Genomic DNA, 24029 nt, shown 5'->3' with positions numbered 1-24029 from the left:
AAGGCAAAAGGCACAAAGGCACTGGGATATATCTTTTTTATTTGATTTCACTTTAAATGCAGAACAGCTTAAGCTGTTAAAGATTAATCAATAACTTAGATTGAATGCCAACTGCTCTATTCCCTACTCCCTGCTCCCTACTCCCTGCTCCCTAAAAAACCAGAAATATGTACTTAATTAAGTCGCAAACCGCCATCACAAATAACTACAAATACCGCCAGCACAGAAGAGACGTATAGACAACCAAAATCACTGGAAACGCCACTCTTCCAAACTCCATTAATTTGCTAATCTTGATTTTACCAGACTGAAACCGCTCACTATTCCCAATCACCACCATCAACAACTGTAAGCCATTGAGTACATAAACGATAAAAAAGGCATAGTCGAGAGCCACTACATAGCCAACCCCCTCCGGTAGTGCTTCTATCAAGCTCAGATGGTAAAAGACAATCGCTAGTAGCAAGCCACTCACTGCTTCTACGGACATGTGATCGAAGGGGAGAAACATAAATAGGTATCCCACCACTACAAAAAACAGTAAAGGCAATAGATTCTTGATACTGAAACTAACTAAATCCCGCTTGATTTTAATAACCACATTGAATCGGGAATATTCGATATCTGAGTCTGTGTCGATAAATCGTCGATTGCCCAACGTGGAATCGTTAATCACCGTATCCTGGAAAAAGGTAGCATTCTCAACACTCCAATCGGTAATCTGCTGAAACACTCTAGCTCTCTCCCAATTTTTGAGAACTTCTTCTGTAGTGGTATCTCGCATTCCCACGAAGTCCACTACATAAATTAGCTTGTCCCGGGTTAGGTTTAGATGTCGAAATCTGGCTGATAGAGTCTGATGGTCAAACGGGTAATCGTGAAAATCAAACTTTTCATGAAAATCACCTTTAACCCGGTAGACTTTATAATTAATCCCATCATTTAAATCTGTATCTATCGGTTCCTTTAAGGTCAATTTTTCTCCTGAATCTAGCCGCTCAATGCCATAATTTGTGAACTCGATTTGGTCTGCTGGAATATCCCCTTGGTACCTAAACCAAAGAAAAAAATCAACCAAATAGGAGGACGTTTTTTCGTCTATGTGACTAATCTCATTGATATCCATCCCGGTGTAAACGATATGGGTTTTTACCATATAGTTATTACCAACCTTTAAAATTTCACCACTGTCGAGCTGTTCGTCCAGATTAGCAACAGCCCGTAAGTCCGGGATTATTTGCAGCTGGTTAAAGGCTGAAATAAAATTTCTTCTATCAAAAATTCCTACAAAAACCGGTGCTACTGCATTGCCGTAATAGTCAAAATAAATCTTTCTGGTTGCCCCCTTAAACGCCGTTTCTTGGCTATTAATAGTTGCTAAGCTTTCTTTGAGCATCAAACGATCTTTCGGTAAATCGTCCCAGGTAATATCAGAGCGTTTAATTGCCTCAACAATGGCTTTTGCCGCATCATAATAGCAAGTCGCCACCCATCCCGGCGCTTGTTTATACTTCTTTTCAAAGTCGTTTCTGAACTGTTGACCCCCATCATCAGAAATGTCAAAAATAATCGGAGCAATGGCATAAATTCCATTGGTAAAGAAGCCTGGTTCATTCGTCTCCTCTGGGGAGTCTTCAAACCGTTGCCCCAGCGATATTTCCGCTAAAGAGTCACCGCCAAAAATGGGGAAATCCATCCCAGAACTCTTCATTTTGGCAATTAATCCAGCCACTTGATTGCGATTCGCTGTCATCACAATCACTCCTGGGTCTTTCCCGCTATTTTTTAAAGCCAATAAATCTTGATAAATCGTTTCTATGGCTTGGTCTATATCATCCCCTAATACCCACTTACTGACTACTTCTCCCCCTAACTGCCGAAACCTCTCTTCAACAGTCTTCCCTAAGGTCAAGCCATAAGTGCTGGGGCTGTAAACTAGGCTAATATTGGAAGATCCCAGAATCTTTTGGATATAATTGGCGATAAAAGTACCCTGAGCACTGTTAGAAAAAATGGTGCGAAAATACCAAGTGTTCGATTGGGTGACCCCATCAGCAGTAGCTGAGCCGGTCACCGCAGGAATCTTATGGTCTTGATAAACTTCGCCAGCAGCCGTAGATACCCCACTACTGTAATGACCAATCACTGCGATCGCATTTGATTGAGCAATCTTCTGAGCAACCTGCTGTGCCACATCCGGATTGCCTTGGTCATCATAAACCTCTAGCTTCAACTTTTTCCCCTTAACACCGCCAGCCTTGTTAACTTGGTTAATGTAAAGTTCAGCACCGTCTACCATGGCTCTGCCTGAGCGTTGGGCTGATTCACTAGCATTGCTTAACGGAGCTGCGATCGCAATGGTTATCCTCTCTTGATGTCCCTGGAAGGTATCGATTGCTACAACTGTAGCGCAGGCAAGCAGTACGATAGATACTAATACGATGGCTTTTTTTAGCATATATCACCTGATCAGTTGAATGGTCACAGATTACAGGTTACAGGTTGAACGCGCACGCGTGGCCAATAGGCCAAGGTTATCAGGTTATCAGGTTACAGGTTGAAGGTTACAGGTTGAAGGTTACAAGTTGAAGGTTATAAGTTTAAGGTTACAGGTTACATTTTTAACGTTAAGTTTTACATATTGGGATTTAAACATTGCATATTTTAGATTATAGGTTACAGGTTACATGTTTAACGTTACAGGTTGCTAGTTATACCTCCGGCTTTCAGTTTTTAAGCCTCTAATCTTCAACAATCTAACCATCAAACCATCAAACCATCAAACCATCAACCATCAAACCATCAACCATCAAACCATCAACCATCAAAGCATCAACCATCAAACCATCAACCTTCAACCTTCAACCTTCAACCTTCAACCTTCAAACCATCAACCCTTCAACTATCTAACCTTGGCCTAAAGGCCACGCGTGCCCGTTCAACCTTACCTGGCTTCGTGACTGGGCAATCACGCCCTTGCTGCAATGGCGGCTATTAAGGGTTTCTAAAAATTACGAATTAGAACTGTCAATAACATCATTTAAAACAGGATAAAGGCTTGTCAAAACTGACCACTCACCAATAATTAATAGACTTAAGTCTAGCCAATTCAACCTTTTTTCAAAACCCTGCCTAAACAAACCAAAATATTCCTTAAAAGTTTTATACAAAACTATTTTGCAATTTAATCAATAGTTTTTTAATTTTATTTTTTATCTTTACTTTATTCTATCTATTACTTGTTTTGAAAATAGCGGTTATGATATTAATGAGGTATACAGAATGTTTTCCCGATTCCTGATTCCCGATTCTCTGTAATAGAGCCATAGCAATTGCTTTTAGGTAAGATCCTCATGGTGATGACAGGGACTTCCGTGCTATAAATTGGATTAACTAATAGCTAGTAACCCTTCAGCTATCAGCCTCTCAGTAGTCAGCTTTGGAAGGGTTAACTTCTGTTGCTCTCATCGGAATGTTGGCTTTTCCAGGTTTAGATACCTGTCTAATGTTCTCATTAAATAAAACAATAGACCATTAAGCCTTATAAGCAAAGATTATAAAGCATCAGTAAAAATAGGGATAAATAATGAATAAAATGTTAAAAAAATGTGAAGTTAAGCTGAAGGGATGATCTCAGCTCAAGTTGCGCTCAAATGGCCCAGACCGACCTAGGCGTCTCCTGTCCATGGAACACTGCCAAGAAAAACGTTTTGAAACCTTCATGAACTTATGGCTATGAGGCGGTGTATTAACCTTCCTGTAGTGGTATCAATTTAATTGTAGTTAATAATATAATTAATATTTAATGAGTAAAGTATTGTATTATACTGAAAGGTTGAGCTGATTTGTTAAGTGAACAATATAATTATTATCTTGGCTGAAGTCAGCCTGGTCATCTTAGTTTTCGGACTAGTCAACTGGCTGGTTGGTAGACTATTCAAGCAACTGATCAGGGTTGCTTGGTTCCAAAAGGTGAACAGCAATGCTAGAAACCTCCGCCGGAACCTCCAGGCGCTGATCGTTATCTGTTGTATAGCGCTATGCCTTGTAATTGTTGGTGGCAACGGTTGGCTGATCTATCGCGGGAAAGACCTCAAGGAATACACACTCGGGTTAGTCAGCAATATTCCCAAAGGATTCTGGATAACCCTTGGCACTGGGTTAGGCAAATGCATCTGCCTTCTGATGCTAGTTGCGTTCGCCATGAAACCCTTGCAGCGTTTGCTCAACTATGGCTGTGTTCGGGCAAAGAAACTAGAACAAATCACTGCTAGTGATGAAAGCATTGAGGATTTCTTTAGTTACTTAACCAAAATCCTTACCAGTGGACTCTGGCTGCTTTCCCTAATCTGGTGTAGCCAGTTTCTGAAAGTGCCAGAATCCACAGCTAAGTATCTGTACGTTCTTCTTAACATCTATCTGATTATTGGAATCGGGTTGCTCATTCTGCGATCCATTGTGGTCATTATCGATAGCATAGACACCCTAACTGTTCAATACTCTAGCCCTGATAATATCCTGCGATTCTATAGCAATCTCAGGCATCTGATTCCTTTCTTTAAGCGGTGCCTAGAATATATAATCTATGTTACCATGGCCACCCTGGTGGTTGAGCAGATAGAGATAATTGCTAACTTAGCCACCTATGGATCGAAAGCTGTCAAAATTATCGGTATCATCTTCCTGAGTCGTGGCTTGATCGTAATCGCCAATTTGTTCCTCGAAGAAGCACTGCTGAGGTACCCGAAGCTGACTGATGTGCAGCGAAAGAAGCGGTTAACGATTATTCCGGTACTAGAGAGTTTACTGAAGTACTTGATTTACTTCGGTTCGGGTATATTGATCCTCGATACCATAGAAATTGACGCCACCCCAATCCTAGCGGGTGCTGGCATTGTGGGGCTAGCGGTCGGTCTGGGGGCGCAGAATCTCATTAACGATATGGTTAGTGGATTCTTTATCCTGTTTGAAAACTACTACCTGGTAGGTGACTATATCCAGACAGGGGAAGCCGAGGGCATTGTAGAGGCGATTGAACTGAGAACTACCCGTATTCGACACTTCAATGGTCAAATGCATATTATTCGGAACGGGGATATTGGCTCAATTACCAACTACTCCAAGGACTATATCTATGCTGTAGTGGAAGTTGGCATAGAATATGATGCTGACCTCGATCACGTGTACAGGGTGATCGAAAAGGTGGGACACCAGTTAAAAGAGAAGTATTCCGAGGTACTTGAACCGACCAAGGTGGATGGAATCGAGGAATTTGGGGATTTTGATCTGTCCATACGAACCGTTACCAAAGTTAAACCTGGAAAGCACCGCCTGATTAAGCTAGTGCTTCGTAAAATGATCAAGGATTTCTTTGACCAGGAGGGAATTGAATTAAACGCTCAGGATCCGGTGTTTATTTTGAAACAATAGGGTTGAAACAAGCAAAGCCCGTGGCGATAGCGCTACTTGAGGTGCTGCGCGAACGAGGTGAGATCCCAGCAGTTGTCGGGTGCTTGAAACTCCCGAAGTTTCAGGGGCGTTGCACTTTTACAGAGATGATTGGTAGTGGGATGGAAGAGATGGAAGAAGGGGAAAACGGGGAAGTAAGCTGTCAGGCATCTACATCAAGCATATATCGGTCGCATCTACATCTAATTGATTTATAAATTGAATCGGCAAGGGTAAAGGATTGCAGAGTTTTTCCCACTTATTCAAAAATAGACAAGTTAAATAGGCGACAGCTTAGTAGGGTGGGTTAATAACGCACCCTACTCAAGGGAGTTACTAGGTAAGTCCTGATCAGTTGGAGTTCTGGGTAAATCCTATTTGAGTTGCCGGATTTCTCAGGCTCTATCCATTGTAACGACTGTCATGCCCCCTAGTTGAAGGACTTTTCTCAATCAACTAGGGGGCTATCACCATTGGTATCAGGGCTGAAGCAAATAAGCTATATATAGCGTGTAGTAGTTCAAGCGTTCGCAGCAAAGCGGGACGAAGTCCATCGCATTCTGTTTCCTTTGAGTGAACCCTAAGCCGTGGCGGGTTTAAATTTTATAATTCTGAAGCTAAAACCCAACCCTAGGCTTAGATCGCTTTTCACGCACTAGATACTGAAGAGCAAACCTAATCTCAAACCCCTTTGAGCTTTTAACTAACTTTTAACTAACTATGATCAATATAGCCCTGTTTGGTACCAGTGCAGATCCCCCAACTTGTGCTCATCAAGCCATTCTCCAGTGGCTATCCCATCACTATGACCAAGTGGTGGTTTGGGCCTCAGATAATCCATTCAAGTCTCATCAGACCACCCTAGAACAACGTTCCCACATGCTCAAGTTACTGATTGAGGAGATTGACCCGTATCAAAATCCGATCCGTGTCAGCCCCGACTTGAGTAGCCCGAGAACCTTGGAAACCATAGCACTAGTTAAACAGCGCTGGGGATTAAAGGCAAACTTGACTCTGGTGATTGGTACTGATTTAGTCCGTCAGATGCCCCGTTGGTATCAAATTGAACAATTGTTAAAACAAGTACAGTTGCTGGTGATACCTCGTTCAGGATATGGAGTAGATCAGGCTAGTTTAGAAAAGTTGAAGCATCTAGGAGCACAATTAGCGATCGCTAATATTACGGTACCATCAGTTTCCTCTACAGCGTATCGTGAGAATGGTGATACAACAGCACTGACTCCTCTGGTTAAAGACTATATCCATCAAGAGCAGTTGTACCAATGACCCAAAGCAGCAATATAAAGGTCAAACTACCAGCTCTAGCCAACGTCCAGGTCAGGGCCCGTCATGTGATTTTTTCCGTCAATACCCAACAAAGCCGCCTTTTGGTACTCCAAGAGGAAGCCTTCCTTGGTAAATGGAGTTTACCAGGAACCTTGGTGTGGCACGGAGAATCATTAGACAATGCTGCCGATTGGATTTGGGCAGAGAAAATTCGAGTTAACAACGTGAGCCTACAGCAACTGTACACTTTCGGAGAACTAGGTCGTTATCCAGCAGAATTGGTTAGGGTCGAGGTTACCTATAACCACCACTACGCCATGGGTTACCTATCCGTGAGTTACTTTGCCCTAGTGCGACTAGAAGAAGCTAAATTCAACACAGATCATGTCAGTGGTATTGCCTGGTATTCCATCGAGCATGTGCCGCAGCTCGCCTTTGACCATAATCAAATTTTGGACTATGGTTATCGGCATTTGCGCAACAAATTGGCAAACAATCCTGTCTCCTTTGAGGTGTTACGAGATGTATTTACCCTAAATAATATCTATACTATTTATCAACTGTACACTACAGTTTTTTGGAAAAATATCTCGGATTATTATAATTTTCGCCGTCGTCTTTTAAAGCTATTATTCCTGGGTGACACTAGTTGATAATTGTCTCAGGGAGCAGGTGAGCCCTGATTTTTTTACCGCTTTGATGCGCAGGCATATGCTCGTTTAAAGGATAAACCGTTGGTATTTATGTAGCAATGAAAAAACATCTGTAATTGTGGTTCAGAAAATCCTATTCATTGAGGATGACGATTTCAATCGAGAAGTTATCACTGAATACCTTCAGTTGCAAGGGTATGACGTTTGCGCTTTACCCCATGGGTTAACCATTAAACGAGAGCTCGCCGACTTTCAACCTGACTTGATTCTGCTGGATCTCAAATTACCAGAAGTTGATGGCTTTACCTTGATCGAAAAACTCAAGAAATCCCAATGGGCAACAATCCCTATAGTTATCCTTTCTGCCTACTCCTTCCCAGCAGACAAAAAGCGAGCTCTAAGACTAGGGGCTCGTCGTTATCTAGTTAAACCAGCGCTTCTCAGAGAAATAGAACAAGCCATAGAGGAAGAAATAACCAATTGATATCCAGTCAGCTTTTTTTTGTCATTTGTCTTCAGAGCCACAAAGTTGAGCCGCCTGCCAAAGACTGTTGTGGTATACAATATCGATGGTACCGGAGATGATATGAGTTTGAAGTCTTAGGGAGGACTTACGCAAAACTCGACCACAAGCTCCCTTAAGTAGTAAGTAGGGTTGGTTAATAACGCACCTTACAGATAAAGTTGTTGCGTAAATCCTGTTAAGGAAATCATTGACATTGATTGTATCATCAGTCATGGAATTAGTTTTTTGGATTTTGCTGTACGATAAATTCCTCAAGTATTTCGCTCAGGTTCTCTATAGACCGTCCCATCTTAGCAATTTTTGCTTCTGCCTGAGACAGTCCGAGAACTGCATTTTGAAGTTGGTTGGCTAGACTTTGAATCTCTTCTCGATAACGGTTTTCGAGTTCTTCTACGTTCATGATTTATTTCTGATTACTTAATCTACACTATCAAGGATTACGTTTGCGTTAGGGTTTACGTTCAAGTTTGCGTTTATGTTTACTTTCGTTAAAAAACTATAAATAATTTATACTTACCTCTCAAAAAAAACAATATATTAATAACAATGAAATTCTCGGAATGAGACCCATAGCTGATTCTAAAAAATATAAATTGTTAAAATTTATTTGTGCCCATAAATTTCTCAAATCTATCAGCCGCAAGCTTGGGAGTTTATTTGCTAACTTATTAAAAGAATACTAAAAATAGTCAATCAATACCAAAAATGCTAATCATGAACCCGTTACTTTTTATAGAAAAACATTTTTTTAAAAGACGATATCAACTGTATATTTTCGCTTTTAATTACTAACCAAAGCCAGATTACTAAAGATTGTGTGAAGTAGATGGCCTAAACTATAAAAAACAATCAAAAATGATGAAGATTGCGATCGCTCAACTCAACCCCACCATTGGTGATATTACAGGTAACGCTCAACAGATTCTTGAACTAGCCAATACTGCTGCGAGTCAGGATGTGCGTCTGTTGCTGACACCAGAATTATCCTTGTGTGGCTATCCACCACGAGATTTGCTGCTCAATCCCAAGTTTCGAGAATCGATGACTACACAAGTGCAACAACTAGCTCAGCAGCTACCATTGTCTCTAGCTGTTTTGGTGGGGACAGTAACACCGAATACCAAAGCAGAGCTTGCTGGTGGCAAACCTTTATATAACAGCATTGCTCTACTAGAGGGGGGAAAAGTACGGCAGATTTTTCACAAGCGACTCTTGCCCACCTATGATGTTTTCGATGAAAACCGCTACTTTGAACCAGGACGGGAGAGTAATTGCTTCACCATTGATGACCAGCCATCAGCAATCACAACTGAGAATGCCCACTCTCCAATTAAAATCGGTGTTACCATTTGCGAAGACTTGTGGAACGATGAAGAGTTTTGGGGCAAACGCAGCTATCAAGTCAATCCGATCACAGACTTAGTTGAACAGGGTGTAGACCTAGTGGTCAACTTGTCCGCCTCACCCTATAGCGCGGGTAAACAGAAAACTCGGGAAGCCATGTTGCGCCATAGCGCTAGCCGTTACCATACACCTATCCTCTACGCCAATCAGCTAGGAGGCAATGATGACCTGATATTTGATGGGTGTAGTGTAGCATTTAATCAGGCTGGTGAGATGGTATGTCGCGCCCGTGCCTTTGAAACAGACTTAGTCATTGTGGAATATGACCGAGAAACAAACGATCTGGTCACCCCACCAGAAACAACTATACAGTCTCCACCATCGGCAGCAATAGCACCAGCCCCCGCCAGCCTAGACGAAGAAATTTGGTCAGCCTTAGTCCTAGGAGTCCGGGATTACACCCGTAAGTGTGGTTTTAAAAAAGTCGTAATTGGTTTGAGTGGTGGGATTGATTCTGCTCTTGTGGCTGCTATTGCCACCGCCGCCTTAGGAGCAGACAATGTCTTGGGGATTCTCATGCCTTCTCCCTACAGTTCTGACCACTCCGTCAAAGATGCTCTCTCATTAGCACAAAACCTAGGTATTAAGACTCACACCCTAGCCATTGGTTCCTTGATGGAGGGGTTTGACCAAACCTTAGCCTCCCTATTTGCCGGGACAGAGTTTGGTGTGGCTGAAGAGAATATTCAATCCCGAATTCGGGGCAGCTTACTGATGGCGATCGCTAATAAATTTGGCTATCTCCTGCTCTCTACTGGCAACAAGTCAGAGATGGCAGTGGGTTACTGTACCCTCTATGGTGATATGAATGGTGGATTAGCTGTAATTGCCGATGTTCCCAAAACCCGAGTCTACTCCCTATGTCGGTGGCTAAATTCTAGGGCAGAGGAGTCCCAGGTTAATCAGAAGTTGCAGGTTAGTACGCTCAATGTTGAACCTTCAGACTCCTCTTCTAAGCTTCAAGCTGATCAGCTTCAACCTGGTAACCTAACCGACTCGAACGCCAAAGGCGAACAACCTTTAAGCGAAACAGAAATTATTCCTGCTAATATTCTAATCAAGCCCCCCAGCGCTGAATTAAAACCTGGTCAAGTAGACCAAGATTCCTTGCCATCCTACGATATCCTAGATGATATTCTCGAGCGACTGATCCACCAGCACCAAGCCCCGGAGCAAATTATTGATGCAGGTCATCAGCCCGAAGTGGTTAACAAAATCATCCGACTAGTCGCTCGTGTTGAATTTAAGCGCCGACAAGCCGCGCCAGGCTTAAAGGTTACTGACCGCGCCTTTGGTACTGGCTGGCGGATGCCAATTGCTAGTCGTTGGCTTTGACATCTCCCCCGGCTAAAGCGCGGGGGATTCTCAAAGGTTGTTACACAGGAGGGTAAACCCGTCCTGCTTCACCTTTATATCGGTATGCTTTAGACAAGTCACTGAATAAGTCATACCGGTGTGGGACTGTCAAGGATCCCCTAGACACCTTGGCCATATTGAATGGCTGTGTGCTTACTTTTCTAAGGATGTTGGCAGCGCCGTTTGAGTCGGCGTTGATCAACTTTCCTGAAGCCGTTTGGTAAAGTCCTCGTCTCACTCTTTTTCCTGATGGTTTCCAGCACTCGGGTTTTTCACCGTATTTTGGCAAGAAATCATCATCCAATAAAGACGCCTTACTGGTATAGGATTCTTCTGTGATCGTCAGTTTTATTCCGTACTCTGAACAAAGCTGTTCCAGTCTGTCTATAAGTCTTTTTGTGGGAATCACGACAAACTTTTGATTGCCTTTTCTCCCCATATTGGAACAGGTTTTCTGTCCTTCGTTCCAACCAACGACAAGATTACCAATCTTATCTTTAAGGCAACGATTAACAATAAAACGGGCAGCCTTATTTACCGCGTCTCTCATCTGATTGTTTCGCTTTATTTGAATCTGATCTAAAGTCGAATCCCAATATTTTTCTGATTTCCCGGCTTTGTAATTTGCCACTAGCCGAGAATACCCTTGATTCATTGATTTGAGTTTTTTTCCATCAATGATAAAGCTTTTTCCAATAGTAGACACGCAAGTCAGCCAGTTATCGCCACCATGGTCTATTCCCATAGCCTGAGAATAATCCAAACTAGAGTTACTCTTCACTGGCTGTTTTCCGTCATCTATGACCCAGTCGATCCATAACTGACCGTAGCAGGGACGAATCGTGACTTCTTTTACCCAATCCGGATCTATAAAACTTGGTGGAGTTAGGATGATTTCAGTTAGCAGTTCTGGTTTGCTTTCTTTGCTAACAGATGGATAAAATAGCCCCTGCTTATAGGTAAGAGCTTGTCGTGGAAATGTAACAGAAAATAACCCTCCTGATTTGCGATACCGGGGAAATCTTGGCCTGTCTACTTCTCCTTTGTAATACAGACCTACTAGCTGGTTGTAGCTCTTGATAGCTTCACCTGCTGTCTTGAGAGTCTGTTGAGCGGATTGAGCTGCCATTGCCTTATAGTGGGGTGACATTTTTAAGGCTTTATCAATTTCTGGATACTTAACACCACACACGTAAGTCTTCCATCCTGCTTTTAGTTCATCTCCACGCCAGTAAGTAGTATAAGCTTCCTGATCCTCTAACCATTTATAATGTTTCTGTTTTGAGTAATAGATAGCACAATTAAATAGACTGTTTGAGTGCTGGCACTGAAATTCCCAGAAGGCTTTTTCTTCATCTGAAAAGACAGCTCTTACTGGTATAGTTCTGTACATATTGACAACCTCGACCTATTTGTTATCCTGTTATCAGTATATGCGCAATAACCAAGGATGTCAAGTCAAACTCAAAATAAATCAAAGAAAAGGATGAGAGGGATCCCAGTCCTTCATGACGAGTTAAAAAAACCACACAACATAATGCTTACCGGTAGTTCCTGGAAATGGTTACAACTCTCAGCAAAAGAAGCTGGGATTAGTGCGGGGGAATATGTGGAACGTTGGATTAGAAGTCAAATAAAGGACACGACGCCGATATTTCCAGTCTCTGTTTTTCATCCCGGAGACGAAACCTTAGAATAAGACAGCCTTAATCATGGAGGCGCGCTTTCCATCGGCGAATTAAATTCGCGCGATTGTCGCGCCTCAAAGTTTTAACCCTTTTGCTCATAGCCGACCAACCATAAAGGCTGCCTTATTCTTGCGGTAACTTCTGACCCCGGCTGAAGCACGGGGGTTCTCAAATTTCAGGAAGTTTTGATAGCATTAGTCTATTAATGATGGCTCTTCCGGCTTTGCGGTGATAAGGCAAGCTTAGATCACGTAATTCCGCCAGTTCCAGCCACATTTATTTTCGATTTTGTGCCTTTTGATACGTTTTAAACCACAGATCCGGAAGAGCCTTAATGATTAGTCATTAATGATTAGTCATTAGTCTTTGGTAATTAGTCATTGCTAAAGACCAGAATACTTATTGTTGACGACAATGGACTAATAACTGGACTAATAACTAATGACTACCTAGCCAGGGAAGTCTTGTTCAAGAAATCCATACTAGGATAGCAGTTTCGTCATCCAGTAAGTGGGACAGTAAAAATAAACGTAATAGTTTGGTTGTTGACTGTTCACAGTCTATAGGGTTTTCAGGTGAGATGTGAAACTAAGATTGATGTAAAAAGCGTACAGAAATCCCCGCTAACCTTAATAAGGGGGGTAGGTAACAGTAGGAAAGAGCTCCAAGTATTTTTTGCTGTTATGACAAATCAGAATTGGGTTTCATGATTTATTTGGAAATACTATATGACGTTTACTGTCAGCAGTCAACAGTCAAGGATCAACAAAAAACCTAGTCAATTGCAGCCCAACGGTAAGCCTTCAGGGCTCAGCTGCTCAGGAGTAAGCTAAAGCATCGACGAAAACTTAGGTATTTGGGTCTGGATGGGAGTAGATGATGGGAGTACATAAGTATTCGGGCGATAATGTTCTTTCTTAAAGGTTGGTTGATTCAAGATTACTTGTATCTAAGGGCTGATTAGGAATGGCTGAATTCTGTTCGCGTAGCGTGCGCGAATGCGCATATGCTGAATGGTGACATCGTATTAATTTGCTTATTAATTTACTGGTGCAGTTGGTTCAAATTATGGTGAAAGGGTAAGAGGGAGGGGGAAAACTAAAAATTCCCCTCTATCTTGACTAGTTAAATTTAAATTTTGCGCCATTTTGGAATGAATTTGTTTGATCACAATCGCTATAATTTCACCACTTCCTACTGCTAGATTGTTGAAATTTGTGCTACACTCTTACCCGATGTATTTGAACCTAGACGCAGCAATTAATAGGGATCCTCTGATTGTATCTCCCGAAACTCTAGTAACAGAGGCAATTGCCCGCATGATCAAGTTGGACTCTAGTTACGTACTTGTCCAGTCCCAACGGTCATTAGTAGGCATTTTTACTGAGCGAGATTTGCTGAAGGTCATAGTCGAAGGGATTGGGCTTTCTGGACTAGCGATCGCTAACGTGATGACCACAGAGTTAATTACACTACCAGCAACTGAAGTCGAGAATGTGGAGAATATAGTCAAGCTACTGTCTCGATTGCGGCAACATCGGATTCGCCATCTACCAGTTGTAGAGGAATGTGGACGACCGACAGGTATCATTACACAAAATAGTTTGCTGCAAGTGCTAGAACCAACAACAATGTTGACTACGAATGAACAGCTGCTAGACCGAGTTAATCAGCCCACTGCTCAACTAGAAGCCACAAATCAGGAACTAGAAGCATTTGCTTATTCAGTATCCCACGAGTTAAGCGCTCCACTACGAAGGATTAAGAGTTTTATTAAGGTTCTATCAAACGACTATCATCACCAGTTGGATCTCAAAGGACAACACTATCTCCAACGTATATCTGCTAACAGTCAGCATATGTGGAAACTCATTGACGATTTGCTAGAGCTTTCCAAAGTTAGCGGTGACCCGATGCACTACCAAAATCTTGATTTGAGCAAGATGGTTGCTGAAATTAGGTTAGAACTCACACAAACCCAACCTGAACGGAGCGTGGAATGGGTCATTGCCAAAGGAATTCAGGCCTATGGAGATAGTAGGTTGCTCCGGATTGTTTTACAGAATCTACTCCACAACGCCTGGAAATACACATCCCATCATCCCCAAGCCAGGATTGAATTTGGAGTTTGCCCATTGTCCGCACCTCAGACAGGGGGGCAAGAGCAAACCAGTGATCAAGCGATCGCCTATTTTGTCCGGGATGATGGAGCTGGCTTTGATATGGCTGACGCTGACAGATTATTTATCCCTTTTGTACGCTTGCACACCGAAGCTGAGTTTCCTGGCAATGGCATTGGACTGGCTACTGTAAAGCGTATTATTCACCTACATGGTGGCAAAGTCTGGGCTAAAAGTGCAATTGAACAAGGAGCAACGTTTTATTTTTCCCTTCCACCCTTCACAAATTATTCGCTATAATAACACCATTGCTTCGTCTCCTCCACACCTGAAAACTATTGCAATCACTACTGAACTAATGATTAGCAATAGTTAAATTACAATTGATGATATGTGTCCAAACATAAAAATGGCAAAATGGCAGCCATGTGTTTCATTTTTATGATAATACAGGCTTTAAGATGGCTAAGGTAATTACGGCGCTTAGGCAATTTAAGCTGTTAGGAATTAAATTTACAGAAATTGCAGCTTGTTTACCCCCATGCTTGGTGCGGGGGATGAAAACAAGTTAGGGGATGCACACCCCTGGTCTACTTTGTTTGTGATTAGGAGGTGATATAACTAGTGCAATACGAGACAAAAAAAATAGTATTATCTGGATTCTTGTCTGGGAACATACCAGATGAAACTAATGACCTCCTTGTTTTCTGGTGTGAACAAGCCAATCACCTGTAGAAGCAGGCTTGGTAGGGAGTAAGACAGACTTCTGAACGAAAACTGTCAGTATTACAATTACTTTGATGCTTATGACATGTACCGAGTTGGTCGAAAACACAAGAGTATTAAGGTTACCTATGGTCAACGTTGCAAAGATTTCAAGGATAATCCCCACTACAAAGCACTGAGTGTTTAGGAAGGTCAACAGGTAATAAAGTCGGTAGTTAAAGCCTGCTTTTATTATAACCAATTAGAATCCCCTGTGCTTGACGCGGAGGATAGTTCAACTGTTTTAACTAGTTCTAGTCTAACTTCTAGTTTAAGTTCGTGGTCTTTGGATACTTTAGGAGAAGCCATTTATCGGTTGGGATTAAACCTAAAATTACCTGAGTTCGACATAACCAACTATCCTCGGATTCAGGAGCTTGCAGTCAGGAGCTTCCAGTCATAATAATTGATTTTCCAGGAAGTTTTAAGAGAAATTGACTTGGGAATCCACTAATCGTTCTTGCTCCTCCCGCTAACCTTGCTAAATCCTTGTCCTAATTTCTGGATTTTGTATTATGTATACTCATCACAATGCGCCGAATCAGACTATAAATTTGAGGTAAAATTAAGCAAAATAATGTGGACATTATTAGATGATTAATCTCCGAAGATAAAATCTTTCTAATGAAGTAAAAATTAGTGATGAATAAATAGGGTAAATCTATGAATAAACCACTGCGAGTTTTGATTGTTGAAGACTCAGAAGATGATGCTGAGTTGCTGGTGTTTGAACTAAACAATGGTGGCTACGAAGCAATTTATGAACGAGTGGAAGCACCAGGAGCAATGGACGAAGCCCTAGATAATAAAGGGTGGGATATTGTGATTGCGGATTACTTCATGCCTAAGTTTAGCGCCATTGGTGCCTTACTCCTCTTACAAAAAAAAGGGTTAGACTTACCATTTATTATCGTCTCCGGCTCGATTAAGGAAAATATGGCAATCGCTGCTATGAAAGCGGGAGCCCATGACTATTTACTTAAACACCAGTTAGCACGATTAGTTCCGGCGGTGGAGCGGGAGTTAAGAGAAGCAAAGGTCCGCAAAAATTACCGGAAGGCAATCAAGAGGTTACAAGACCTGACGTTTTATGACGAATTAACCGGTTTGCCTAATCGGACATTGTTTTTATACTACCTGCGCCAGTGGTTTAAGCCAGTACAGCCAACTCACAATCGCAAATGTCTACCGATGGCATACCCGATTCTACCAACTCTTTGCTGGGATGAACCCATTGTTGGAAACACTCAGAAGGATAATGTATTTGCTGTCCTATCTGTGACTCTCAGTCGCTACCGAATTATCCAATACAGTCTAGGTGATCTACTCAGTGAACAACTCCTAGTTGCTACTGCTCAACGCTTACAGCAATGCATCGGTGCTCAGGATATAGTGGCGAGGATGGGAGAGAATAAATTTGCGATTTTGCTCTCGAATATCCAAGACTTAGATCAGGTGAAAGAAACAGCTGAGCGTATCCATCAGGAGATTTCCATCCGATTGGAACTCAATGGGCGAGTTGTGTCTTCTAATTGCTACATTGGTATTGTCCTGAGTACCATGGGCTATGAGCAACCGAAAGATTTGCTGCGAGCGGCAGATACGGCGATGTATTATGCCAAATTAGAAGGTATTGGCTCCTCAGAGGTTTTTCATCCTAGTATGCAACAGAGAGCTATTGAGCGACTAGAGTTAGAAACCGACTTACAACAGGCAATTGAATACGAAACATTGCATCTTAATTATCAACCCATTGTGTCCCTGACAACGGGTAAAACTATTGGTTTTGAAGCCTTGGCGAGGTGGCAGCACCGCACTCGCATCAAGATTAGTCCTAGTGAGTTTATTCCGGTAGCAGAAGAAACAGGACTAATTATCCCCCTTGGTGAATGGATTTTGCGGGAAGCCTGCAAACAGTTAAGCCTTTGGCAAGACCAGTTTCCTGATTATTCTGCTTTGAGTATCAGTGTGAATCTGTCTGGTATTCAACTCAACCAACCCCAGCTGATTGACCAGATTGACCAAATCTGCACCACGTTAGAATTGAGTGGGGCTAACTTGAAGCTGGAAATTACTGAGAGTGTGTTGGTGGATAATGCCTCAGTTGCTACCACTATCTTGCATAAACTAAAAGACAGAAATATACAGTTGTGTATCGATGATTTTGGCACCGGATACTCATATTTACCCTATCTTGATTTGCCGATAGATATCCTGAAAATTGATCGTTCTTTTATTAGCCAAGAATTTCCAAATGGCAAAAATTTTGATACGGTAGAAGCGATTATAAATTTAGCTAAAAAGCGAAAAATGCAGGTAATTGCTGAGGGCATAGAAACCCAAGAACAAAAGGAAATTTTGCAAGATTTAGGATGTGACTATGGACAAGGATTCTTATTTGATGAAGCCCTGACTGCGGAAACGGTCACTAATTTGATGTTAACCAAGCCAGATAGGTTTTGGTGATCGCTATAGTAGGAATTAAGAAAAGCAAAAGGGTATCCCCCCTTATCTCCGGAATATCGGGGGGCAAGCTTGCATGTAAAAGAGGGCAAACATGAAACCTGACTTGGAAAACAGATCCTACACTGCAAGAGCTGACCATAGACTAGGTTATTCTGTCTTGAGCACGTCTTACGACTTAGGAAAATGGGCGTTGCTCAATCCAGTAATGAATAGGAGTAGAGTGGGCATCCTGCCCGCGCGAAATAAGGAGGAAACTGGCAAGATGCCAGTTCTACGCAAGATGCCAGTTCCACCAAGATGCCCATTCTACCTCACTCTTAAAATCATTCCATTATTCAGCAACGCCGGAAAATGCACTCAAGACAATGGACTGAGCACTCAAAACTCAGCACTGAGTTTGCTTAAACGTTTACTAATTGCCACAACGGTGCTGTTGGCTGTTGTCCCTACGACGACTAGTTGCAGTCTATTGGAACGGCAGCCTGGGTCAAACTCTACCTTGGTCTACAAAGGACCAGTTAGGCAGGAAGTGAAAGCTGGTTCATTGATACCAGGCACTGATATTCGGTACATCAGTAGGACGGAGGATAAAACTGCTGAAGTGTTGATCAATGGACAGCGGGCATTTAAGCGCAGTGGTGACTCTCTAGACTGGACTGGAAGCCCCCTGAGGGGAGTTGAAATGGGTCTCAACCAGCGGGTATTAGTTTATAGTGAGGAACGCCTACAAGCTGGTGGTACTGTTCGTCTAACGGTAGATGGGGTATCTTCTAAACCTGGTTGGGTACCGCAGGTACCGGACAAAACAAACCCCAGTCTAGTGGTTTACAAGGTTCCAGTGTTATACCGAGTCAAGCAGGGAGAAACAATTCCTGGAACCACTTTGAGTTATACCGGCAAAACCGAAAAAGGTGCGCAGTTGGGTGGATTACCGACCGGAGAGTCTCCTTACCGCCAAGGGGGTGACTCGATTAGTTGGAGAGGGCAATTACGCCCCAGAGTTTATCTCGATTTAGTAGTACGTACTGCCTTCTATAACGAAGACCGTCTGAATGTGACTGGCTTTGCAACAGTTATCCTAGCAATCGGTGGTTGACTGTGGTTCGCCTTTGGGCTCCCTTTTTGGAGTTTGGATGTTACAGTTGACACTTGAGATGGCTACTTGAATGGCGGGAAGACCCTACATTGGTCGATGGACAAATCTAATGCGATCGCAACTGAAAATCAGCATGCCCTGAAAAAACTGGTGTCGGCAGTAGAAGGGTCTCAGGGACAGTTCAAGCTGATTTTAGCCCGCTGTAATTATATTAGGGTGCGTTTCCGTTTGGTAGCGCAATTACCAACACTCTCGGACCTTGACATTAATACCCTAACCCTTAAGCCATCGGACAACCTGCTCTATGACACCATTCGGTCAATACTGGGAGAACAACGCCCTACTGCTGTGATGGTCTTAGGCTTAGAATCGGTGCAGAATCTAGCACAGATGCTGAGTGTTACTAATCAAGTGCTCGAAGAGTTTCAGAAAAATCTTCCTTTCCCCTTAGTGTTATGGATTACAGATGACCTTCAGCAGCAACTAACCCAGTTTGCTCCAGATTTCGAGAGTTTGGGGACACCGATAGAATTTGCGAACGCAACAGAAACCTTAATTACTGAACTCCAAGAGACTACCGATGCTATCTTTGACTATATTTTAAAATATAATATTATAGCATATTTTGTTCCTACTGATATAGGTATTCTACGTCACCGGGAAATTGATGCTGCTCTGAAGGATTTACAGCATCGGGGTGAAACCCTTGAACCTGCTCTGAAAGCTAGTATAGAATTCCTTCGTGGTCAAGAGGCTTATGCTAACTATCAGTTGGGTAGTGCAGTAACTCACTATGAGCAAAGTTTGGCATTTTGGCAACCAGCTCAAACAGAGACTGAGAGATCGGGATATCACGAGATCACGAGATGGGGAGATGGCGAGAGTGGCAACAATATTTCTTCATCTAATTTAGATAATTTAAACGATCTAGAGAACTTAGCAGATCTAAATTATTTAGAGGATCTAGATAATTTAGAAAACGGTAGTGATACTACGGTCAATGAGATGACCGTTTCTGATCAGCAATTCCTGGAGCGTCAGGGAATCGTCCTGTTTTACATTGGGTTGTGTTATTTCCAGCAGGGGGAAAAGTCTCGGGAACCAGAAAACTGTCTCTATTGGAACGATGCTAGAGGATTATTCCAGCAGTGTCTTGATCGGTTTGAGCAGTTGAATCGTCATGATTTAGTCACTAAGTTTATCAATCAACTAGGTGAGGTGATGCAACGTCTGGAGGATTGGGATGATTTGTATCACTTGGCTCACAATGCCCTAGGGTTACAGCAACGCCAAATCCTATTAGGGGCGCAAGGTCTGGCACCACTAAAAGCCCAAGCTTACGGATTTTTAGCAGAAGTGGCTCTTAACCAATCTCGTTGGCAAGAGGCTAAGCAAAATGCTCAGAAAGCATTAAACACTATAGGGACAGTTTCCTATGGTGTTGCCCAAGAGGGCACACAGGAAACAGAGGTAACACAGGAAACACAGGGCACAAAACCATCTCTTAACTCAGGAGTCAGCATTCAGGACAATGCACTCGGGACCATGCACTCACTTCAAACGAGTCTCTATCTACTACTGTTAGCTGAATCTGAACAACGGCTGGGTCACCCTGAAGCTGCACTCCAACATCTAGAACAGGCAAGGGTTATTGCACCTCAGAATAATCCTCGGTTTTACAATCGGATTTTTCAGGCTTTGCGATCGCTTTATTTCCAGCAGGGGCAGTATCTCCAAGCTTTCCAACTTAAGCAATATCAACAATCCCTAGGGCAACAGTATGGTTGGGGAGGCTTTATTGGTGCTGGTGGATTACAGCCACGACAACAGATAAGGTTGGTGGGGTTGCCAACAAATTTAATCGGTGCGCAACGCCTTGCCCCCCTAGAGGAGGAAAATCGAGAAACTATAGCGATAGAAATAGCGCAGTCTGGGCGACAGCAGGATGTCAATCGATTGATTGAACGAATTGGAAGCAATGATTACAGGCTAATTGTGATTCATGGAGAATCAGGGGTGGGCAAGAGTTCTCTGGTGAATGGGGGATTAGTACCAGGATTGAAAAAGACTGTAATTGGTACAAAAGATGTGTTGCCTGTAGTGATGGCAGTCTATAGCAATTGGGTAGAAGAATTGGGACGGTTATTGGCAGAGGGATTAAACGGAATAAATATAGAAACATTCCATGGAACATCCCTACAAAGTCCAGATAGTATTATACAGCAATTGCGGCAAAATGAACAGCACAATTTGCGGACAGTACTGATTTTTGACCAGTTTGAAGACTTTTTCGTGGTTTACCTGGATAAAGCTGAGCGACGGCAATTTTTTGAATTCCTAGGAGAGTGTCTTACTAGTCCGTCAGTGAAGGTGATTCTGTCAATGCGGGAGGATAATCTCCATTATTTACTGGAATGGGAACGCGCACCATGGTCGGGTAGCGGTAATCCCATGGCCAGTATGGAAATTATTGGGAATGACATATTGGGTAAGCATGTGCGCTATCCTTTAGGGAATTTTTCCCGGGATGATGCCAAGTCCGTGATTGAGCAAGTAACTAAACAATCGTCTTGTTACCTGGAACCAGCTTTGATTGAAGAATTGGTACAGGATTTAGCTGGGGAGTTCTCGGAAGTACGTCCCATGGAATTGCAGATAGTAGGAGCCCAATTGCAGGCAGAAAGTATTACTACCTTGGAACACTATTGGGAACGGGGTTCAAAGCAAGGATTGATGGCGCGGTATTTGACTGGAGTAGTGGAGGATTGTGGACCAGAGAATCAGCAGGTGGCGGAACTGGTGCTATATTTACTAACAGATGAAAAAGGGAATCGTCCACTGAAGACTAAAGCTGATTTAGCTAATCATTTAGGAACAGAAGCTGAAAGATTAGAGTTGGTATTAAGGATTTTAGTAGAGTCGGGGTTGGTGGTTAAGGTACCGGATACTGTTGCTGACCGCTATCAATTAGTCCATGATAATCTGGTTTATTATCTACGACAACCAGCACTGAAGTTAGATGAGTTAATGACAAAACTAAAACAAGCTGAGCAGGCTAAGCAGGTATTGTCAAACCCTAACCAAAAAGTAAGCCATCAGATTAGGATTGGGTCAGCAGTATTGAGCCTTACATGGATGAAGTAAAGGGTGCATCTCATTCGCAACCCTTGATGCCTCTGGAGAAATATCCTCTAGTTTATTGGCCAGAAGCCTAAATTCCCGGCTCTAGCGGTTAAAATCAGGAGTAAGGTGGAAAACTACTATCTTAGACTAAATCTTGAGAGTGACCAATGCCCTCACTTAGACGCTTGAAGCAAAAACAAGAAGATTTGGAAGAAATTTATGAAATATTAAGCGAAAAGTTGAGTAGGCTCAGGAGAAGGTACAATATTGAGACTGATACAGCAGTGAAGTTTAAGCTAAAGGAGGAAATTAAAGAATGTAAAGAAGAGATAGAGGAAATAGAAGAAAAACTTGATGATATAGAGGAAAAAATCGAGAACTATCAGAGAGGCAACCATTCTCAGGCTATAAACAAACCTCAAAACGTTGATACCTTACATAAAGTTTTGCTCAAGTTGGGGTATTGGCAGCAACAACAGCTATTTGAAAAAATTGTCAGAACCCATCAAGAATCTAACGGTGCATTTCTCATTCATGGTAAGTCCCGTGACTATGGTCAACGATGGTTAGCGAATCGATTAGCATTTAATGCTGCCCGAAACTTGGCAGGTAAAACTATCCTTATTGATCTAAACCGAAGAACCTTAAGGACTGATATGTCCAGTATTTGGCAAGAATTTGCTGGTAGAATTAGTTTAGCAGAAGAAAGCTCTCCTGGTGAGATTGTGACTGGACTGTTAAAGTTATGGCAATCACAGCATGTTTTGATTTGTTTTAACAATGTCGATGAATCAATTGAAGAAAATTTGAGAGATTTAATTGATAATTTATGGACTGGGATAGTTCAAAGGATATCCCAACATCAACCAAGTCGATTTAAGTTGTTAATCTTTTTTCTAGATTATCAAGGAATGGTAAGGTCATGGAATATTGCTTTTGTCACTGATTACCAACCTGATTGTAAAACTAGACTTCCCTTTGAATTACCAGAGATTATTCCCTTTGGTCGCGAAACTATTAGAACTTGGCTCGATCACCAAGAAGACCATTTACCAGAGAGTCTTTCCGATGATAAAGAGGAAACGGTTAAAATACTGTTGGCAAAGAAAGGCATTCCAGAGCCTACGTTTCGTAAAATTTGTGAGCTCTGCGGCTGTAATTGGTATGACCAGGAGGAAAAATGGTTTCGCCTGTAAATAAAAATTATCCTAAATACACCGGTCGAGTTCAACCCAAAAAGTCTGGAGAAACCTATCAGGGCAAACTAATTTATCCCTATCTTCCTAGCAAAGAATTAATAGACGCAGTGAATTTAGCGATTTACTTAAAGCGTCCACTACTGCTAAGGGGTGAGCCTGGATGTGGTAAAACCAAATTAGCGATCGCAGTAGCCTATGAGTTAGGACTGCCTTTCGAGGCTTGGTATATCAAATCCACTAGCCGAGCCAAAGATGGACTCTATACCTATGATACAGTGGGCAGGTTGCGGGATGCTCAATTGGCGGCCTCTGGTTCCTTGACACAGGCAGAAAAGCAACGATTTGATCACCCAACCTCCTATGTGCGTCTGGGACCACTGGGACGAGCCTTTAATAATGAGAAACGTACGGTAGTCTTAATTGATGAAATTGATAAAGCTGATATTGATTTCCCTAATGACTTGCTTCTAGAACTTGAGGAACAAATTATTAAAGTTGAAGAAGTTAGAGTCGATGATAAAGAAATGGAAATCAGTGCCAAAGCCGCACCGATTCTCTTTATAACTAGTAATGATGAAAAAGATTTACCGGATGCTTTCCTACGGAGATGCTTATTCCACTACGTTAAATTTCCTAAATCCGAGCAAATTGTGCATATTGTCAAGGCTAGATTTCCAGATATTGCCGATGACCTGACCAAAAAATCCGTTTCCCGATTTTTAGAATTGCGTGAATTAATGGCAGAGGAAACTGGACGATCTAGTAAAAAAGGTAAGCGTTCAGGGGGTAGAAGAGCCCTCGCCAAAAATGGCAGCGAGAATATGCTAAGGTAAGAAACATGGAACAGCAGCGCCCAAACTATATAGAGCAAGTCCCCTGGTCAGATTGGGAAGAAACT

The 24029-nt window shown here is 42.3% G+C and carries 16 protein-coding genes and 1 pseudogene; 13 read left to right on the top strand and 4 right to left on the bottom strand.

Annotated elements, in window-relative coordinates; genetic code table 11:
* Positions 1–205: 205 nt before the first annotated feature.
* Positions 206–2458 carry an ABC transporter substrate-binding protein gene (locus tag F6J99_RS13105; RefSeq protein WP_293113299.1) on the bottom strand — a complete coding sequence of 751 codons (2253 nt, stop codon included), beginning with the start codon at positions 2456–2458 and terminating at the stop codon, positions 206–208.
* A gap of 1394 nt (positions 2459–3852) precedes the next feature.
* On the opposite strand from F6J99_RS13105, the gene F6J99_RS13100 reads away from it, so the two are divergent.
* The 5 genes and pseudogenes from F6J99_RS13100 (at position 3853) to F6J99_RS13080 (ending at position 7872) form a co-directional block, all read left to right on the top strand.
* Positions 3853–5430: a mechanosensitive ion channel family protein gene (locus tag F6J99_RS13100; protein ID WP_293113298.1), complete on the top strand. Its 1578-nt coding sequence runs from the start codon at positions 3853–3855 to the stop codon at positions 5428–5430.
* A gap of 2 nt (positions 5431–5432) precedes the next feature.
* Positions 5433–5666, top strand: coding sequence for a hypothetical protein (locus F6J99_RS13095; protein ID WP_293113297.1), 234 nt, complete (start codon positions 5433–5435; stop codon positions 5664–5666).
* A gap of 502 nt (positions 5667–6168) precedes the next feature.
* Positions 6169–6735 (top strand): nicotinate-nucleotide adenylyltransferase, encoded by a 567-nt coding sequence (locus F6J99_RS13090; protein WP_293113296.1) that lies wholly within the window; start codon positions 6169–6171, stop codon positions 6733–6735.
* A pseudogene (locus tag F6J99_RS13085) lies at positions 6732–7484 on the top strand (NUDIX domain-containing protein). The gene F6J99_RS13090 and the pseudogene F6J99_RS13085 overlap by 4 nt, the downstream one beginning before the upstream one ends.
* Positions 7485–7506: 22 nt before the next feature.
* Positions 7507–7872, top strand: a complete 366-nt coding sequence (locus tag F6J99_RS13080; RefSeq protein ID WP_070396272.1) for a response regulator — start codon at positions 7507–7509, stop codon at positions 7870–7872.
* Positions 7873–7893: 21 nt separating this feature from the next.
* On the opposite strand, the gene F6J99_RS13075 is transcribed toward F6J99_RS13080, so the two are convergent.
* Positions 7894–8127 carry a hypothetical protein gene (locus tag F6J99_RS13075; protein WP_149031346.1) on the bottom strand — a complete coding sequence of 78 codons (234 nt, stop codon included), beginning with the start codon at positions 8125–8127 and terminating at the stop codon, positions 7894–7896.
* A 4-nt stretch (positions 8128–8131) separates the two neighbouring features.
* On the bottom strand, positions 8132–8314 hold the full coding sequence (locus F6J99_RS13070; RefSeq protein ID WP_293113295.1) for a hypothetical protein: 183 nt from the start codon (positions 8312–8314) through the stop codon (positions 8132–8134).
* A gap of 458 nt (positions 8315–8772) precedes the next feature.
* Between F6J99_RS13070 and F6J99_RS13065 the strand changes: the two genes are divergently transcribed.
* Positions 8773–10653: an NAD+ synthase gene (locus F6J99_RS13065; protein WP_293113309.1), complete on the top strand. Its 1881-nt coding sequence runs from the start codon at positions 8773–8775 to the stop codon at positions 10651–10653.
* Positions 10654–10693: 40 nt separating this feature from the next.
* Here the strand turns inward: F6J99_RS13065 and F6J99_RS13060 are convergent, their stop codons facing one another.
* A complete protein-coding gene (locus tag F6J99_RS13060; protein ID WP_293113294.1) occupies positions 10694–12067 on the bottom strand; it encodes a transposase in 1374 nt (457 codons plus the stop codon).
* A gap of 93 nt (positions 12068–12160) precedes the next feature.
* Between F6J99_RS13060 and F6J99_RS13055 the strand changes: the two genes are divergently transcribed.
* From F6J99_RS13055 to F6J99_RS13025, 7 genes are all read left to right on the top strand, one after another.
* A complete protein-coding gene (locus F6J99_RS13055) occupies positions 12161–12373 on the top strand; it encodes a hypothetical protein (RefSeq protein WP_293113293.1) in 213 nt (70 codons plus the stop codon).
* A gap of 1206 nt (positions 12374–13579) precedes the next feature.
* Entirely contained in the window at positions 13580–14782 is a 1203-nt protein-coding gene (locus F6J99_RS13050; protein WP_293113292.1) for an ATP-binding protein, read from the top strand.
* 1128 nt (positions 14783–15910) lie between these two features.
* A complete protein-coding gene (locus F6J99_RS13045; RefSeq protein WP_293113291.1) occupies positions 15911–17713 on the top strand; it encodes an EAL domain-containing response regulator in 1803 nt (600 codons plus the stop codon).
* Positions 17714–17975: 262 nt separating this feature from the next.
* A complete protein-coding gene (locus tag F6J99_RS13040; RefSeq protein WP_293113290.1) occupies positions 17976–18809 on the top strand; it encodes a hypothetical protein in 834 nt (277 codons plus the stop codon).
* A 96-nt stretch (positions 18810–18905) separates the two neighbouring features.
* Positions 18906–21953 carry a hypothetical protein gene (locus F6J99_RS13035; protein ID WP_293113289.1) on the top strand — a complete coding sequence of 1016 codons (3048 nt, stop codon included), beginning with the start codon at positions 18906–18908 and terminating at the stop codon, positions 21951–21953.
* Between the two features lie 146 nt (positions 21954–22099).
* A complete protein-coding gene (locus tag F6J99_RS13030) occupies positions 22100–23128 on the top strand; it encodes a hypothetical protein (RefSeq protein ID WP_293113288.1) in 1029 nt (342 codons plus the stop codon).
* Positions 23113–23964, top strand: a complete 852-nt coding sequence (locus F6J99_RS13025) for a MoxR family ATPase (RefSeq protein ID WP_293113287.1) — start codon at positions 23113–23115, stop codon at positions 23962–23964. Before F6J99_RS13030 ends, F6J99_RS13025 begins: the two co-directional genes overlap by 16 nt.
* Positions 23965–24029 lie beyond the last annotated feature (65 nt).

The sequence above is a fragment of the Moorena sp. SIO4G3 genome (assembly GCF_010692305.1).
GTDB classification, from domain to species: Bacteria; Cyanobacteriota; Cyanobacteriia; order Cyanobacteriales; family Coleofasciculaceae; genus Moorena; species Moorena producens_A.
The sequence above is the reverse complement of the archived record's forward strand: the minus strand, read 5'-3'. Positions and strand labels throughout refer to the sequence as shown.